At 33.3% G+C, this 16,336-nt stretch carries 15 protein-coding genes; 10 read left to right on the plus strand and 5 right to left on the minus strand.

The genetic code is table 11. The features are described 5' to 3' along the window. Positions 1–44 precede the first annotated feature (44 nt). Entirely contained in the window at positions 45–1,400 is a 1,356-nt protein-coding gene (locus A0O34_RS02440) for an ATP-binding protein (protein ID WP_066750870.1), read from the minus strand. Between the two features lie 177 nt (positions 1,401–1,577). Here A0O34_RS02440 and A0O34_RS02445 point away from each other — a divergent pair, with 177 nt between their 5' ends. The 4 genes from A0O34_RS02445 to A0O34_RS02460 all read left to right on the plus strand — a co-directional run bounded on the left by A0O34_RS02445 (position 1,578) and on the right by A0O34_RS02460 (position 4,737). After that, positions 1,578–2,486, plus strand: coding sequence for an ABC transporter ATP-binding protein (locus A0O34_RS02445; RefSeq protein ID WP_066750871.1), 909 nt, complete (start codon positions 1,578–1,580; stop codon positions 2,484–2,486). Next, the gene (locus tag A0O34_RS02450) at positions 2,479–3,324 is read left to right on the plus strand and encodes an ABC transporter permease (RefSeq protein ID WP_066750872.1); all 846 of its coding nucleotides are present in this window, start codon (positions 2,479–2,481) and stop codon (positions 3,322–3,324) included. The genes A0O34_RS02445 and A0O34_RS02450 overlap by 8 nt, the downstream gene beginning before the upstream one ends. 87 nt (positions 3,325–3,411) lie before the next feature. Then, positions 3,412–4,086, plus strand: coding sequence for a murein L,D-transpeptidase catalytic domain-containing protein (locus A0O34_RS02455; protein ID WP_228394342.1), 675 nt, complete (start codon positions 3,412–3,414; stop codon positions 4,084–4,086). A 153-nt stretch (positions 4,087–4,239) separates the two neighbouring features. Next, a complete protein-coding gene (locus tag A0O34_RS02460) occupies positions 4,240–4,737 on the plus strand; it encodes a hypothetical protein (protein WP_066750874.1) in 498 nt (165 codons plus the stop codon). Positions 4,738–4,771: 34 nt separating this feature from the next. Here A0O34_RS02460 and msrB read toward each other — a convergent pair whose 3' ends face one another. The 4 genes from msrB to A0O34_RS02480 form a co-directional block, all read right to left on the minus strand. Continuing rightward, positions 4,772–5,875, minus strand: a complete 1,104-nt coding sequence (gene msrB / locus A0O34_RS02465) for a peptide-methionine (R)-S-oxide reductase MsrB (RefSeq protein WP_066759430.1) — start codon at positions 5,873–5,875, stop codon at positions 4,772–4,774. 20 nt (positions 5,876–5,895) lie between these two features. Then, a complete protein-coding gene (locus A0O34_RS02470; RefSeq protein WP_066750875.1) occupies positions 5,896–6,345 on the minus strand; it encodes a DUF417 family protein in 450 nt (149 codons plus the stop codon). Between the two features lie 79 nt (positions 6,346–6,424). Beyond that, on the minus strand, positions 6,425–6,697 hold the full coding sequence (locus A0O34_RS02475) for a hypothetical protein (RefSeq protein ID WP_066750876.1): 273 nt from the start codon (positions 6,695–6,697) through the stop codon (positions 6,425–6,427). An 11-nt stretch (positions 6,698–6,708) separates the two neighbouring features. Further along, positions 6,709–7,263, minus strand: a complete 555-nt coding sequence (locus tag A0O34_RS02480; RefSeq protein ID WP_066750877.1) for a sigma-70 family RNA polymerase sigma factor — start codon at positions 7,261–7,263, stop codon at positions 6,709–6,711. Positions 7,264–7,877: 614 nt separating this feature from the next. On the opposite strand from A0O34_RS02480, the gene alaS reads away from it, so the two are divergent. The 6 genes from alaS to A0O34_RS02510 all read left to right on the plus strand — a co-directional run bounded on the left by alaS (position 7,878) and on the right by A0O34_RS02510 (position 16,310). Then, positions 7,878–10,481 (plus strand): alanine--tRNA ligase, encoded by a 2,604-nt coding sequence (gene alaS / locus A0O34_RS02485; protein ID WP_066750878.1) that lies wholly within the window; start codon positions 7,878–7,880, stop codon positions 10,479–10,481. A gap of 75 nt (positions 10,482–10,556) precedes the next feature. Further along, positions 10,557–11,309 carry a hypothetical protein gene (locus A0O34_RS02490; RefSeq protein WP_066750879.1) on the plus strand — a complete coding sequence of 251 codons (753 nt, stop codon included), beginning with the start codon at positions 10,557–10,559 and terminating at the stop codon, positions 11,307–11,309. Further along, on the plus strand, positions 11,309–11,995 hold the full coding sequence (locus tag A0O34_RS02495; RefSeq protein ID WP_066750880.1) for a hypothetical protein: 687 nt from the start codon (positions 11,309–11,311) through the stop codon (positions 11,993–11,995). The genes A0O34_RS02490 and A0O34_RS02495 overlap by 1 nt, the downstream gene beginning before the upstream one ends. A gap of 133 nt (positions 11,996–12,128) precedes the next feature. Continuing rightward, the gene (locus A0O34_RS02500) at positions 12,129–14,543 is read left to right on the plus strand and encodes a peptidase associated and DUF5686 domain-containing protein (RefSeq protein WP_066750881.1); all 2,415 of its coding nucleotides are present in this window, start codon (positions 12,129–12,131) and stop codon (positions 14,541–14,543) included. A 45-nt stretch (positions 14,544–14,588) separates the two neighbouring features. Beyond that, a complete protein-coding gene (locus A0O34_RS02505; RefSeq protein ID WP_066750882.1) occupies positions 14,589–14,825 on the plus strand; it encodes a hypothetical protein in 237 nt (78 codons plus the stop codon). Between the two features lie 15 nt (positions 14,826–14,840). Beyond that, positions 14,841–16,310 carry a M20/M25/M40 family metallo-hydrolase gene (locus A0O34_RS02510; protein WP_066750883.1) on the plus strand — a complete coding sequence of 490 codons (1,470 nt, stop codon included), beginning with the start codon at positions 14,841–14,843 and terminating at the stop codon, positions 16,308–16,310. Positions 16,311–16,336: the final 26 nt, after the last annotated feature.

Here is a 16,336-nt window from a genome sequence, read left to right on the forward strand (position 1 = left end):
GTGAATTTTTTATGCGTGAAAATATTTCACAATTGACCTTTTCATCAGCCTTTACTTTTCTCGTCCTCGTTATGCTGAAAACCAATTTCTCTTCTTGGTTCTTCAACGATTCTATAAGATTCCAGCTCAACTCTTAAAGATTGAATTCTATATTGAAAATCGTCTGAATTATTGATAATTACATCACTTAAAAATCTTGCGATCTGCTCAAGATATTCTTCTGTAAGTTTTCCTTTGGCATCTCTTAAAGCGCCATTCAGAAGCGTTTCATCGATCTTTAAATTTTCATTTCGTGTTCTCTGATAAAGGTTTTTGATACGTTTTTTTAAGCTTTGCGTAAAATCGATCAACATTGTATTGCTGAAAACCTTCATTTTGGATGAAATATCCTGCCAGAAAGGAATTTTGTCAGCTTTGTTATTTTTAAGAATTTTATATAGTAAAGAATCCTGTTCAAGCCCTCTTGTCATCGCATACAGAATGATTTCCGAACGTTCCGAAGCATTGGGTGGAAAAACGGGAATCATCACATCAAATCTTCCCGGAGCCAAGATTTCTTCATCAATTTCTGACACTGTATTGGCAGAACCTACCATCAAAATATCTTCTTTTTCGAACTTTCCAATGTGGTGAAGAATAATTTCCTGAGTTTCAAGGTTGCAGGAAGCGATGTCTGTTTCTGCTTTTCGTTCCATCATTATTTCGTCAAAATCTTCAAGGAAAAGTAAAACTTTATCTTCTTTCATCATTTCTAAAAGAAAATCGTTGAAATTGGTCTTGTTTCCATCCACGAAAGAGGTTCCCAAGTAGTGTTTTTTAACTTCTTTGAATTGATAATTAATGATTTCGGCAATTTTATTAGCCCAGAAAATTTTCCCACTTCCGGGAGGGCCGTAAAGAATCATTCCGGCAGGTTTATTAATTCCCCAGTCTTTTATTTGTTGCGGATTTAAAAATGGTTCCAAAACACTTGAAATGTAAAAGAACAAATCTCTATATCCAATAAAATCTCTATGTTCAAGACTCGTTTTATGTCCAAAATAATTATAGACAAATTGATAGTTTCCACCTAATTTATTATCAATTCCATAACTTGAAATAGAGGATTTAAAGAAACCATTATCAAAAATATTCGGATTGGATTCCTTTATGGCTTGTTCTACTTTTTGCTTTGATTTATTAATGGTTTCCGCGATTTGCTCGGAAGTTTTGTTTTCATCAAGATCTTTTTCATACTCTTTTAAAAAATCTAAATTTTCGCGGGCAAATTTTTCAAAATCCTTCTTCACTTCAAAATTGGTGCTGATGCACACTCCAAGCTCAAGATCAAAATCCTGTATAAATCGTTTTATAGCTTCTGCAGAAACGTTGAGCTCCTTTGCCAAATCAATTAACTTCATAATTACCGATTAATTCTATCAAATTTAGTATTTAAAATGTGAATGAGCAATACCTTATGGCAGTAAGCTATAAGCTTTAGGCAGTAAGCAGAAAAATTCACATTCATAAGTTATAATTTATAAATTTTTGTAACAATTTCTAATTTATATAGACTACTACTATGTAAAACAAATTACATGGAAAAAATCTTATCAGTAAAGAATCTCACCAAAAAATTCAAAAGAGTTGTGGTAAACAATATATCTTTTGATGTTGAGAAAGGCAATGTTTATGGTCTTTTAGGGCCTAACGGAAGCGGAAAATCAACCACTTTTGGAATGTTGTTATCAACAATAAATCCTACAAGCGGCGATTGGTTTTGGTTTGGAAAAAAGGGAACTGATTCTGATACTCTGAAAAAAATAGGAGCAATTATCGAACAGCCTAACTTTTATCCTTATCTAAGCGCAGAAACCAACCTGAAAATTGTTGCCGAGATCAAAGGAACGCCTTATGAAAGAATTGATGAAGTCTTAAAAACCGTCAATCTTTATGAAAGGAAAAAAGACACTTTCAAAACGTTCTCATTGGGAATGAAACAGCGTCTGGCAATAGCTTCAGCGATTTTAAACAATCCTGAAGTTCTTATTTTAGACGAGCCTACCAACGGACTTGATCCTGAGGGAATCATCCAGATTAGAGATATCATCAATAATATTGCAAAACAGGGAATTACCATCATCATTGCAAGTCACCTTTTAGATGAAATTGAAAAAATATGCAGCCATGTTATTGTTTTAAAAGAAGGAAATGCCATCTATTCCGGAAGAGTAGATGAAATGACCAGTAATACAGGATATTTTGAACTTAAAGCAGATAATAATCCTCAACTTTTAGGTGCATTGGAAGAACTTCAATGGTTTTCTTCTGTGAGAATAGACGGTGAAATTATTAAAGCTCAAATTCGTGATGATGCTTCAATTTCCGCTTCAGCTTTAAATCAAAAACTGGCAGAAAAAGGTATTTTCTTATCTCATCTGAATAAGAAAAAATTATCTCTTGAAACTCAATTCCTTGAACTTGTAAAAAACACGAATCATGCTTAAACTATTAAAACTCGAATATTACAAAAACCTGAATTATAGACCATTCAAGGTTTTCACCATCCTTTATTTTGCTATTTTGGTAGCACTTCTTTTTATTGGACTCGTAGATTTGGATGTTTTTGGAGCTACTATTAATTTAAAACAGCAGGGAATTTATAATTTCCCGGAAATCTGGAACTTTACCACTTGGATTGTTGCTTTATTAAAGATATTTCTAGGATTGATCATTGTTTTTTCAATCTCGCAGGAATTCAGCAACAGGATGTTTAAACAAAATACGATTGACGGACTGAGCAGAAAAGAATTTATTGCTTCAAAACTATTAACGATTGCGGTTTTTACGATTGTTTCTACTCTTCTTGTATTTATCATCACTTTATTTTTAGGTCATACTTATTCAAAGAACACAGATTCTGAGATGGTTTTCAAGGAAATATTCTTTATTGGGAACTATTTTGTAAAGCTTTTTACTTTTTTCTGCTTCCTAATGTTTCTTTCTGTTTTACTGAGAAAATCGATGTTTGTCTTCCTTGGTTTCTTTGTCTATTGGATCTTTGAAGGAATATTAACGGCTGTAGAAATATTTCAAAAAGTTCGCGGTACGCAGGAATTAGAAAGAATGAAGATCATGAAAGATGATTTTTTCCTTACTCATCTTCTCCCGTTAGAAAGTATGTCGAGCCTTATTCCTAATCCGATGATGAGATTAGATATGGCTAAAATGATGGGATTAAAATACGAATTCACCTATCCTACAGAAAGTTTAATTGCCTGTATCATTTGGTGTGTGATTTTCATATTCGGATCTTATTGGATCTTGAAAAAGAGAGATTGGTAAGTCAATATAACTTTTACATTATAAAAAATTAAAGTGGTTCATGTTTTGAATCACTTTTTTGTTTAATTTTAATTTTCTTTGAATCTAATGATGAAAAACCTTTCCTTATTTTTTATAGCACCTTTTTTAATATTATCATTAATTGCAATTACCTCATGTAATCAAAAAGTTGAAAATTTTGTTGAAAAAACAGCTTCAATTCTAAAACCAAAGCCTGTTACAAAGCCCACTTTTGACGTTAATAAAACTGATAAAAAAGGAGAAGAAGCTATTAAATTTTGTAAGAAAAATAAGTTTAATACAGAGTTTTGTATCTTAATTGATATGAGTTTACATTCAGGAATAAATCGGTTTTTTATTTATGATTTTAAACAAAAGAAAATTACACAGAAATATTTGGTTGGCCACGGATGCGGAAATAATATCTGGAGTTGGGATCAATCAAAAGATAGCCCAGATTTCAGCAATGAAGATGGAAGCCATCTTTCAGCTTTAGGAAAGTATAAAATCGGAGAAAGAGGAAGAAGCGAATGGGGAATTAATGTAAAATATTTAATGCACGGTTTAGAAGAAACAAATAATAATGCGCTAAAAAGAACCATCGTTTTTCACTCATGGGATAAAATGAGTAATGATGAAGTTTTCCCAAAAGGTTCACCCGAGGGTTGGGGTTGCCCGACAGTTTCTAATGATGCATTGAAAAAGATTGATCCTATATTGCAGAGTTCTGGCAAGCCTGTTTTGATGTGGATTTATAATTAAAAATATGCGAAATAGTAAGAAAATATATTATTTTCCGGAATTGATAAGTGCCTTGTTGATTCCGATTTTGTTTTGGTATTATGCAAGTCAAAGAGTTTATCCACCCTATACTGTAATGGATTTAGGGCTTCCTGCAAAAATAAAAAAAAAGGAATGAAAAATTCAAATTCCTCCTTTGAATCTTTTAGAAATTGGAACTATAAAAAGATTATTGTAGAGCCTAATACTGCATTACAAAATCAACAATATTATGTTTCAGAATTAAAAAAACTGCAGGCAAAAAATGAGAAGGAAACAGGAATCGAATTTGTAATTGATGATAAAAATAATTATCAGGACTTCATAGCTTTAATGGATGCTATGAAATTGGCTGATCAAGAAAACTATGGAGTTGATGTAGAGAAAACCAATCATTTTTTCGCAATTCATGAGTATAAAGCCCCAAATAGCATTGAAAAAAAATATGATGGAATTACAGGGTGTATCGTTTGGCAATATGAGAATAAAAAAGAATATATTAATTTTTTCAATATTGAAACACTTATAGACAATCTACCCAAGCAATCCTATTTTATCATCTTCGGATTCTTATTATTTCTAAACATCTCCATGTTAAGCATTAAAGAAAGATTTCAATTAAATTTAAAATAAAAAAAGGTTGCCTTTCGACAACCTTCCTTTCAAATTACTTTTTATCTAACAGAGAAAGATATTCTCCATACCCTTTTTTCTCCATTTCCCCTTTTGGAACAAACTTTAGAGAAGCACTGTTGATACAGTAACGAAGTCCGCCTTTGTCTGCCGGACCGTCATTGAAAACGTGTCCCAAATGGGCATCTCCGGTTTTGCTTCGCACTTCTGTTCTATCCATTCCGGCTGATGTGTCTAATTTTTCGTCAATCAATTTTTTAGTAATTGGTTTTGAAAAACTTGGCCATCCACAACCTGATTCAAATTTATCCGTTGAAATAAATAACGGTTCGCCAGTTGTGATATCTACATAAATACCTTCACGGGTTTCGTCCCAATATTCATTTTTGAAAGGCATTTCTGTACCGTTCTCCTGAGTCACTTTATATTGTTCAGCCGTTAGTTTTTCTTTTAAGACTTTTTTATCCTCTTTTTGATATTTTGGTTTTGCATCTTTCTTTGGAAGAGGGTTTGCATTTTTTGCCATTTCAAAAAGTCCCGGCTCGATATGACAATATCCTCCCGGATTTTTATCCAAATAATCTTGGTGATAATCTTCTGCTTTATAGAAGTTTTTAAGAGCAATCGTTTCTACAACCAAAGGTTTGCTGTAATTTTTAGCTAATTTCTGAACTTCTTCTTTCACAATAGCCTCAGTATCTTTATCTGTTGAATAAATCCCTGTTCTGTATTGATCTCCTCTGTCATTTCCTTGTTTGTTTAGACTTGTAGGATCAATCGTTTTGAAATAAAGATCGATTAATAGTTTTAAATCAACTTGTTCAGGGTCATATTTCACTTTTACAGTTTCAGCAAAACCTGTTGTATGACTTACCACTTCTTCATAAGTAGGATTTTGAGTTTTTCCGTTAGCATAACCAACTTCCGTTCCTACTACTCCGCGAACCTGTTGAAAAAAATGTTCTGTTCCCCAAAAACATCCACCTGCAAAATAAACTTCTTTTAAATTTTTGTCGTTCATAACTGTCTCATTCTCTTTTTTAGTTTCTATTGGTTTCTTTTTTAAAGAATCTCCGCAACTTGTCGCAAATACTGCGATGCCCAGCACCATCCCGAGCAATACTAATATGTTTCTCATTTTTATTTTTTTATTATTATTCATTTTTTGTCATTTTGAAGTATCATTAATCCAAATCCTAAAAACAGTAGGTCTTTTAATATAAAAAAGTCCGTTACGGGTATTCCGTCCACTACTTTCCAAATTCCGAGAGTTGTAAATAAATAACTCAGCGTTGTAAGGAAAGTTACGATCATTCCTATCGCGGCATACCTTCTTAAGTATGCAAATTTCGCACTAAATATGAGTAGTAATGCAATGATAATTTCTATCGCTCCGATAGCATTTGACACTGCCTGAACGCTCATGATATCATATACGTAAAAAGTAAGGAAGTGGTTTTCTACAAGGCTTTTTATTCCGGCAGCTTCGGTGGGTGTAAATTTGAAAATTCCGATCCAGAGCAAAATAAGAGCCGTACCGAAAAGCGAAATATAATAACCCGTTTTGTACGTTGGTAATTCTTTGTTGATTGATGTTGTTCCGTTCATTTTTTAAGATTTTGAATTAATACTTTGTTATTTTCAAAAGTATAGTCGGAACAATTTCAAAATCCTGACAAAATTTCTTTTAAATATCTAAATTTTTAACCATTTTATCTTTAAATGATTGAATTTCAGAATCATTAATTTCAACTTTTTCTTCTCGAGAAAGTTTTCTTTTTAAAATATCATCTAAAATTTCCAACTTTTCTTTATAAGCTCGGCACCATTTGCAGATCTTTAAGTGCATGGATAGTTTCCAATTCTCTTTTGGAGAAATGGAATTGGCGTTTCTTTTTTCCATCAGCAAAGTTGCTTCACTGCATGGTAAAAATAAAATATGAATAATTTTTTTCAACATATTTTTACTCGTTACGATTTTGCAAACCAATTAAAATCCAGACATTCTCTCAGCTGCATTCTACTCCTTTGCAAGATCTTCCAAAGATTAGTCGTAGAAATATTTAATTCCTGACTTACTTCCGGTGCTTTCTTTTCTTGAAGATAATACATTTTCATGGGAATCTTCCATCTGGAGGGCAAATCTTCGAGACAATCTTCCAATGTTTTATTAAAATCATCATTATCCAGAAGTTCAGATTCTTTATTGGAAGCGTCCCAATCATTCAGTACATCGTTATTTTTCCATGATCCTGTTTCATCAAAAAAATGATCAAGTCTTATTTCCGGTTCGGATTTATACTTTTTACGGTAAAAATCAGCAACTTTATTATTGAGAATTGTATTCAACCAAGTTAAAGGTTTACTTTTCCCTTCAAAAGAATCATACGACGAAAAAGCAGCAATAAAAACCTCCTGAACAATATCTTCCGCCTCTATCCTATCTGAAAGTACATAAACCGCTCTTTTCAGCAAAGGTTCGGAGTATTGTTCTATCCAGTTTTTCAGTGTTTCGTTTTTCGTCATTTTCTATTTAATATTAACCACGGATTACACAAATTTACACAGATGTTTGAGTGTAAAATCTGCAAGAGTTTTTATTTAATATTAAAACGAATATAGAAAGTTAAATTCTAAAGTGCAAAAAATTCATGATAATCATACTTTTATACATCAAGTTTGTCATCCTGGAAGGATCTCAACAGTCGAAAAATGAAGAGTTCAATATTATTTTTTTTGAGGTTGCTTCCTCACTTCGCTCTGCGCAATGACCTAAATTTGATCTATAATAGTTATTGTTGAGGCCCTTTCAGGATGACAAAGTTTGTGGGTAATTAGTGCTTCTAATTTTGAAAATAATGGCTACAACCCTAGCCCCGATTGAAGAGAAAATCCTTTTTTGAAAAAAAAAGATTGCAACGGAAAGCGGGAAATAGCTCCTAAAAAGAAAGGAAGTTAGAAGCGGGGTGATGGGAGTTTACATGATTGAAATAATAGATTTCTCCTTTGTCGAAATGACAATATTCACACTATAAGTCTACAAATAGCTTAAAACGTAAAACTATGTTTTTACATTGCTTTAAAAACATTAAATTTGCATTTATCGAAAATTTGTAAAAAGCAAAGCAATATATATCATTATGACATCACAAGAGATACGTCAAAAATTTTTAGATTATTTTAAAAGTAAAGAACACCTTATCGTTCCTTCGGCTCCAATTGTGCTGAAAGACGACCCTACCCTAATGTTTTCCAACTCTGGAATGACGCAGTTTAAGGATTTTTTCTTAGGCTACAAAACGCCTACCGCCCCAAGAATTGCCGATACACAGAAATGTTTGAGAGTTTCAGGGAAGCATAATGACTTGGATGATGTAGGTAGAGATACTTATCACCACACCATGTTTGAAATGTTAGGAAACTGGTCTTTCGGTGATTATTTTAAAAAAGATGCTATTGCTTTTGCCTGGGAATTATTGACGGAAGTTTACGGAATTCCGAAAGAAAATTTATACGTAACCATTTTTGAAGGAGACGCTTCCGAGAACCTTGAAAGAGATCAGGCTGCTTATGATTACTGGAAAGCAGTAATTTCTGAAGACAGAATTATCAACGGAAATAAAAAAGATAACTTCTGGGAAATGGGAGCAAGCGGACCTTGTGGACCTTGTTCTGAAATCCATGTGGACTTAAGAACTCCGGAAGAAAAAGCTAAAGTTTCAGGACTTGAATTGGTGAACAATGATCATCCTCAAGTTGTGGAAGTTTGGAATCTTGTATTCATGGAATTCAACAGAAAAGCTGACGGTTCTCTGGAAAAACTTCCTGCACAGCATGTGGATACAGGAATGGGCTTCGAACGTCTTTGTATGGCACTTCAAGGGAAGTCTTCCAACTATGATACAGATGTTTTCACTCCATTAATTGCTAAAGTTGAAGAACTTTCAGGTAAAAAATATACCGGAATTTTAGAAGATGAAAAAGATATTGCCATCCGTGTTATAGTAGATCACATCAGAGCGGTTTCTTTTGCGATTGCAGACGGACAATTGCCTTCAAACGGAGGTGCAGGTTACGTGATCAGAAGAATTTTAAGAAGAGGAATTTCTTATTCTTACAGATTCTTAGATATGAAAGAACCTTTCCTTTACAAATTGGTTGCTGTTCTTAAAGATCAAATGGGATCAGTTTTCCATGAATTAGAAAAACAAGGAAAATTAGTTACTGATGTTATTAAAAGTGAAGAAGAATCTTTCTTAAGAACAATTGAAACAGGATTAATTAGAGTTGATAAATTAATTCAGCAAACGATTGCAAATAATTCTAAGGTTTTACCAACTCAGGAAGTTTTCGAATTATACGATACTTACGGTTTCCCTGATGATTTAACAAGAATTATCGCTGAAGAAAAAGGTTTAACGATCGATGAAAAAGGTTTTGAAGTTGCTTTAAATGAACAAAAACTTCGTTCAAAAGCGGATTCTGCTCAAAAAGTATACGATTGGGTAACATTAGAAGAAGGAGAAGAGAACTTCGTTGGTTACGATCAAATTGAAGCTGAAACACACATTACAAGATACAGAAAAGTAGAAAATAAAGACGGCGAATTTTATCAGGTTGTGTTGAGCAACTCTCCTTTCTACCCAGAAGGTGGTGGACAGGTTGGTGATAAAGGTGTTCTTGAAAATGCAACTGAAAGTTTCGAAGTATTAGAAACTAAAAAGGAGAACGGGTTAATTATTTCATTAATTAATGGTCTTCCGAAAGATGCAAGCGCTATTTTCTATGCTAAAGCAGATGCAACAGACAGAAAAAACTCTCAGGCTAATCACTCGGTGACTCACCTTTTGCATGAGGCTTTAAGAGATGTTTTAGGAACTCACGTTGAGCAAAAAGGTTCTTATGTTGGTCCTGAATATCTTCGTTTTGACTTCTCTCACTTCAATAAAATGACGGAGGAAGAATTGGCTTTGGTTGAAGAAAAAGTGAATGCAAAAATCAAAGAAAGCATTGCTTTACAGGAATTTAGAAATATTCCGATCCAAGAAGCAATTGACAAAGGTGCAATGGCTTTGTTTGGTGAAAAATATGGTGACAGCGTGAGAATGATCCAGTTTGGAAGTTCAAAAGAACTTTGCGGTGGAACTCACGTTAAGAACACAAGCGAAATCGGTCATTTTAAATTGACTTCCGAAAGTTCTGCAGCAGCAGGAATCAGAAGAATTGAAGCGATCTCAGGTGATAAATCTGATGAATATTTCAAGAATTTAGAAAAGCAGGTTCTTGAGCTTTCTCAATTGTTGAAATCTAAAGATGTTGTACGATCTATCGAGAAATTAATTGAGGAAAACGCATCATTGAAAGCTGAGGTTGAAGCATTCAAAAAAGAAAAAGCAAAAGGCGAAATCGGCGACTGGAAAGGTGCTTATGAGCAAAAAGGCGACAAATTACTTTTAGTGAAAAAAACTTCATTGGATTCCGGTTCAGTGAAAGATATCGTCTTCCAGTTGAAGAAAGAAATCCCAACTTCTATAACGATTATCTTGTCAGACGCAGACGGAAAACCAATGATTACCGTTGGCGTTTCTGATGATTTAGCAGGAATTTATCAGGCTGGAGCACTTATTAAAGAATTAGCAAAAGAAATCCAAGGCGGTGGTGGTGGAAACCCAGGTTTCGCAACTGCTGGAGGTAAAAACCTTGATGGCTTGGAGAATGCTTATCAAAAGGCTTTAAATATTTAATACCACATAAATACACAAAACTAAAACAGAAACTTTCGAGTTTCTGTTTTTTTATTATCTTTCAAAAAAATTACCATGAAAAAACTCTTAATTATTGGCTTTACATCACTTTTACTATGGTCTTGTAAATCAAAGAATGACAAAATTCAGGATTTTGTTAAAACATATAATGCATCCTCTTCTATGATCAGCAATTATATGATAAAATCTACAAAAGCCATCTCTTCAGGTCCAGACGAAATAACAATTGAGATCAATACCAACAACCAGGAATCTGACGAATTGGAATCCGGAATGATCACTTCATCTCTACCCGAACTTATTGGCCAGGGTATTAAAAGTGAACGTTCAGGAAACGAACTTCTTGAAAGTGGAGTAAAATTTAAATTAAAAATCATCAATGCCGACGGAAAGGTTATTGCTAACCAGACAGTAGATAAAAACAACCTTAAAGGTAATGCTTCGGATAGTTTCAAATCTGTTGTAGCCGGAAATCCTAAAGCTTCGGAACTGAATACCATCCTTGAAGTATTCAACAAAAACCTTCCGATGGAAGATAAAGCAACAGGAACAAAGGTGATGAGCATTAAAGCCGATGAACAAAACAATATTGTATATACTACCGAAGTTCCGGACAGCTATAAGACTATGCTAGAAGCAGAAGGAGCAGATCAGGTTTTAAAAGATGAAATGCTAAGAATGCCTCAGGTAAGACAAATATTGACTAAAACTGAAGCTCTTGGTGTGAAAAATCTTAAGTATAAGTATATAGATACAAAAGGTAAAACCGTTAAAGAAATTACAATTTCAAAAGAAGACTTGAAATAATGGATAATAAACCTGTTTGGCGAACGATTTTAAGTGTTGCCTTTGGTCTTTTTGCGCTTGTAAGACTTGCAATGACTTGTAATAAAATGTCTAGCAATTCCTCTTCTTCAAGTAATTATCAGACGCAAACGTATCAAAATATGACTAGCGCAATTGAAGATAGTAAAAATAATTACCAAAATAATATTCAGGATCTATCGAATGATATTTTTTATGAAAGCTATGACAGCATCAGTAAATTAGGTGATTCAGAAATGGCTATTTATCGTATAAAAAAGGTAAAAAAAGATACTCTTTTGCCATTAGATCTTACCGCTAAAATAAATATTGATGCTAATAGTTATATTCAAAAGAACTTTGATGACTCCTTAAAACTTGCCGTAAAATTACCTGATAACACTTCTATTTTCATGCATAGTTATGAATCTAAGAACGGCGATGTATTGGACAATTTGAAATCTCTGAAAAAGAAAAAAGATATTCAGAATATATCATTAAAACTTGATGAACCTAATTCTAAGTTTGTAAGCTACAATTACAAACAGAACGGAAAAAAATATAATGGATATGCACTGATCTCCAAAGAGGACGGACAATACACATCTATAGAATTTGAAAATAATAAGCTCTCGAAGGACGAACTTGAAATGAAAACATTTGTTTTTCTATCACAACTTACAAAATAATAAAAATGCTCGAAAATTTCGGGCGTTTTTCTTTTTCATCCAAGATTTTCTCTATTAAAAATCATTTGAATATCAATGATTAAAACTTTTCCAACACAATAAATATTATTACTTTTGACGTAGTTTTTTTTACATGAAAAGGGTTTTACTGTTTATATTTTTCTTGATCTCTATTTTTGGTTTTTCACAATCAAAAATTAAGGTAGTAGATGATGCTAGTAAAATTCCCGTTCCCAATGCCAAAGTGTTTTGTAATGACAAATTATTGGGAGAAACAGACGCTCAAGGTATTTTAGAATTTAAGTCAAAATGCAAAAGCATTACCGTTCAAGCATCTCAATATCAAAAAGAAACATCCGTTGTTGAAAATGATATGACCGTTTCTTTGATCAAAAAATCTTCAAAAACCACAGCCATTGAAGAAATTATTATTGAAGATAAAAGTGATCCGAGAGCTTTAGAAATCCTTAAAAAAGTCAATCAGTTATTTACAAAAAATTCACCGAAAAGTTTAGAATCTTACACCTACAAATCCTACGAAAAAATTTCATTGGATATTGATGAAGACAGTATTTCTCAGTTCAATCAGTTCTTTGAAGAAAATAACTTATTCAAGAAAAAAAGAGAAAAAGATTCGTTAAATAATATTTCGGCAAGACAGATATTTTCAAAAAGTAAATTATTCCTTTGGGAAAGGGCTCAGGAATTTTTATTTTCAAAAAAATATGGTGAAAAGATCAATATTCTGGATAACAGAATTTCGGGTCTTAAACAACCCATTTATGAGATGATCGCCCTGCAGCAAAGCAATAGAGATAAAATTCCCAATCAGCTTAAACAGGAAAACAGAGGATTATACAGATTCTTTTTAACGGATACTCTTGAGATGGATGGGAGAAAAAATTTCGTCATCCGTTTTCGTGAAGTGAATTACAAAAAACCCGATAAAAAAAGAAAATACAACGGAGCTATTTATATTGATACTGAAACTTACGGGATCAAAAAAATAGAAAACTTCAGCAAGAATAAAAACGACGGAATCATTACCAGCACATGGATTTTCTATAACAACAAGTGGTTTTTGGCTCACGAAACCGTAAAACTCCGAATGAATAAAATGGCAATGCAGGAAGACAAAAAAAGTCATTCTGAAGACGAGCCAGAGAAAATTGATAAAAGAAGTTTCGGGACTTATGCCTTTCTATCTTCAAAATATTTTGATTTTAAATCGCCTATTGAAGAGGATTCCAAAGATTTTAAAGGGTATACTTTCGCTGTGAAAAATGCAGACGGAAGGTCGCTTGATTTATACAGAACAGAGCCTTTGACAGATAGAGAAAAAAACACCTATACTACGATCGACAGTCTTGGGAAAAAATACAATATTGATAATAAAGCAAGAATATTAACAGGCTTAATTAATGGACAGATCAGAGCAGGAATTGTAGATTTTGCCGTTGACGAAATCGTTAATTTTAATTCTTATGAAGGTTTCAGATTTGGGTTAAAAGCAAAACTTAATGAAAATTTTAATCCCTATTTTTCTCCTGATTATTACTTTGCGTATGGTCTTAAGGATGACAAATGGAAATACGGTATCGGACTGGATATTAAAACTACTTTAGATAAAAATTCTTTTTTCAGGATCGATTATTATAACGATGTTACCGCTTCGGGAGAATTCTACAGAAGACTCTGGAACTTTAAAATGAGGATGATGAACTATGGAAATAATATTAATAATGATAAATATTTCCATTACCGAGGTGCTTCCGTTTCTTATCTGAATGATGTTACCAACGGACTGACGCTGGTTTTCGCAGCAAAAAGAAATTATGAAGAAGCATTGTTTGATTATCAGTTCAGAAACAGCGGTCCGGCTTTTGAAAATTTCAACACGTTATTTACCTTAAAATATTCTCCGAATTCAACTAATATTATGACTCCGCAAGGAAAATCTATTGTTGATCAAAAATATCCTGAACTGTATTTCAATTATGAACAAAGTTTTAAAATATTAGGTGGAGACTTTAATTATACCCGTTTTGATGCTCTTTTTGTTCATAATTTTAAGACAATGCTCGGAACTACTGGTGTAAGATTTTATGGCGGAATGGTTTTCGGTGAAGCTCCCATCTGGAAGAATTTCACGATGAACGGTCTGGCCTCGCCAAGAAGAGATTTTAATTTCAACTTAACTTCTTTCCTAGGTTTCGCCACTTTGGAAGGCGGAAAATACTATAACGATAAATTCGTAGCCTATTATTTCACACACAAACTTCCTTGGTATTTTAAAAGTTTCGGGCAGAATGTTTCAAGCTTTGATTTTGTGTTAAGAGGAACCATCGGAGACATGAAACACCCTGAATATCATCAGTTCAACTTCAGAAAGTTAGATCATTTGTATCAGGAAGTTGGCTTGGAGTGGACAAATTTCCTTTCCAGCTATTTCAATTTAGGAATATTCTACAGAGTCGGTTACTATACAACTCCGAATTTTAAACAGAACTTTGCGATACAGTTTAAACTTAAATTATTAGAGTTTTAAATATGAGTAATCCGTAATTAGTAATGAGCAATTAATAAAATTTAAATGAAAACAATACAAATAAAAGCAGAGCAGTTTTTTGAATTATTAAGATTAAAAGACACGCCAATGTGGGAGATTTTTGCACAAATGATTGATGGAGAAGAAAAAGAGATCGTCTTTTTAGATAACGAAGACAAAGTACTTTTCAACTATGTTTTACCTTCAAATAAAGAAAAATTAGAAGAAGACAGAAAAGAATTCTCAAAGCAGTTTTCTGAAAAATTGGCTAACTTTAATTAAAATTAAAAAAGCACGATGAAAAAACAGTATTTATTATCAATTTTAAGTTTGATCATTTTCGGTTTGGGAAATGCTCAAAACTACAAAAAACCTTTGGTTTCAGCCATTAAAGAAACAGATCTTAGAAAAGATATGTACGAATTGGCCGCCGATCAATTCTGGGGACGTGAAGCCGGAACTTTAGATGAATTAAAAGTTTCCATGTGGTTGGCCGACAAAACCAAGGAAGCAGGAATGAAACCCGCCGGAGACAACGGAACTTTCTTCCAGTTTTTTGACATGTACAGACATCTGATCATCCCGCAAAGCAGCTTGAAAATTGGTGATAATCAATTAAAATTATGGAAAGATTTCCTTGTAGCAGAACCCGTAAATGCGAATATCGATTCTGAAATTGTCTATGCAGGAACAACCGAACCTGAAGATTTATCTAAATTAAATATAAAAGGAAAAATTCTTGCGATCAACGCATCCGATAAGAACATCGACAAAGAAATGACTCTTTTCATAAGAAGGTATCCCGGATTTGTAAGGACTAAATATTACAACAAAGCACTTGAATTAGGCGCAAAAGCAATCATTTTCATCACAGACGATATTTCTGAGAAAAGCTGGGTTGAAGTTCTTCCTCAAATGACAAGAGGAGCTTACGGAGTTGAAGGCTTAAGAGAAAAAGTAACGAATAATATTCCTGTTCTTTGGATTAAAAAAGAAAATGCAAATTGGGTAAAAAACAATCCTAAAATTTCTTTAAACCTCATCACAGAAACCTATAAATATCCTTCTGTAAACATCATCGGAAAAATCGACGGAACCGATCCGAAATTAAAAGATGAATATGTCTTACTCAGTGGTCACCAAGATCATGACGGAATAAGACATCCCGTAAAAAATGACACGATCTACAACGGAGCCGATGACAATGCAAGTACTTGTGTTGCGATGTTAGCAATGGCTAGAGCTTACAAAAAACAGCCGGGAAAAAGAAGTATTTTATTTGTTTTCCACGGAGCTGAAGAAAGAGGATTATTGGGTTCAAGATGGCACGCCGTTCACCCTGTTGTTCCGAAAGAAAAGATTGTTGCTGTTTTGAATGGCGATATGATCGGAAGAAATGATAATAATGAAGCCGCTTTATTAGGAGGAAATGCGCCTCATAAAAACTCCGAAGAATTAGTTAAAATGGCCGAAGATGCCAATAATGAAAGTACAAAATTTAAATATCTGAAAGATTGGGACTCTCCTAGTCATGCTGAATATTTTTATTTCAGAAGCGATCATCTTCCTTATGCGAAAGCGGGAATTCCTGCGATATTTTTCACGAGCGTTTTGCACGATCAATATCACACTCCACAAGACGAATCTGAAAACATCAACTATAAAAAACTCTATAAAATGACCGAATGGATGTACAGAACTTCTTGGAAAGTAGCCAATGAAGCGGAACGTCCGAAAGTGATTTCTAATTTTACCTTAGAGAGATAATTCAACGCTAATAAGGTCAATAATAA

It is taken from the genome of Chryseobacterium glaciei (assembly GCF_001648155.1).
Taxonomy (GTDB): domain Bacteria; phylum Bacteroidota; class Bacteroidia; order Flavobacteriales; family Weeksellaceae; genus Chryseobacterium; species Chryseobacterium glaciei.

Excerpts from the sequence above, each read along its gene's own strand:
- A0O34_RS02440 (WP_066750870.1), bottom strand. The coding sequence starts at position 1,400 with ATGAAGTTAATTGATTTGGCAAAGGAGCTCAACGTTTCTGCAGAAGCT.
- A0O34_RS02445 (WP_066750871.1), top strand. The coding sequence starts at position 1,578 with ATGGAAAAAATCTTATCAGTAAAGAATCTCACCAAAAAATTCAAAAGA.
- A0O34_RS02450 (WP_066750872.1), top strand. The coding sequence starts at position 2,479 with ATGCTTAAACTATTAAAACTCGAATATTACAAAAACCTGAATTATAGA.
- A0O34_RS02455 (WP_228394342.1), top strand. The coding sequence starts at position 3,412 with ATGATGAAAAACCTTTCCTTATTTTTTATAGCACCTTTTTTAATATTA.
- A0O34_RS02460 (WP_066750874.1), top strand. The coding sequence starts at position 4,240 with ATGAAAAATTCAAATTCCTCCTTTGAATCTTTTAGAAATTGGAACTAT.
- msrB (WP_066759430.1), bottom strand. The coding sequence starts at position 5,875 with ATGAGAAACATATTAGTATTGCTCGGGATGGTGCTGGGCATCGCAGTA.
- A0O34_RS02470 (WP_066750875.1), bottom strand. The coding sequence starts at position 6,345 with ATGAACGGAACAACATCAATCAACAAAGAATTACCAACGTACAAAACG.
- A0O34_RS02475 (WP_066750876.1), bottom strand. The coding sequence starts at position 6,697 with ATGTTGAAAAAAATTATTCATATTTTATTTTTACCATGCAGTGAAGCA.
- A0O34_RS02480 (WP_066750877.1), bottom strand. The coding sequence starts at position 7,263 with ATGACGAAAAACGAAACACTGAAAAACTGGATAGAACAATACTCCGAA.
- alaS (WP_066750878.1), top strand. The coding sequence starts at position 7,878 with ATGACATCACAAGAGATACGTCAAAAATTTTTAGATTATTTTAAAAGT.
- A0O34_RS02490 (WP_066750879.1), top strand. The coding sequence starts at position 10,557 with ATGAAAAAACTCTTAATTATTGGCTTTACATCACTTTTACTATGGTCT.
- A0O34_RS02495 (WP_066750880.1), top strand. The coding sequence starts at position 11,309 with ATGGATAATAAACCTGTTTGGCGAACGATTTTAAGTGTTGCCTTTGGT.
- A0O34_RS02500 (WP_066750881.1), top strand. The coding sequence starts at position 12,129 with ATGAAAAGGGTTTTACTGTTTATATTTTTCTTGATCTCTATTTTTGGT.
- A0O34_RS02505 (WP_066750882.1), top strand. The coding sequence starts at position 14,589 with ATGAAAACAATACAAATAAAAGCAGAGCAGTTTTTTGAATTATTAAGA.
- A0O34_RS02510 (WP_066750883.1), top strand. The coding sequence starts at position 14,841 with ATGAAAAAACAGTATTTATTATCAATTTTAAGTTTGATCATTTTCGGT.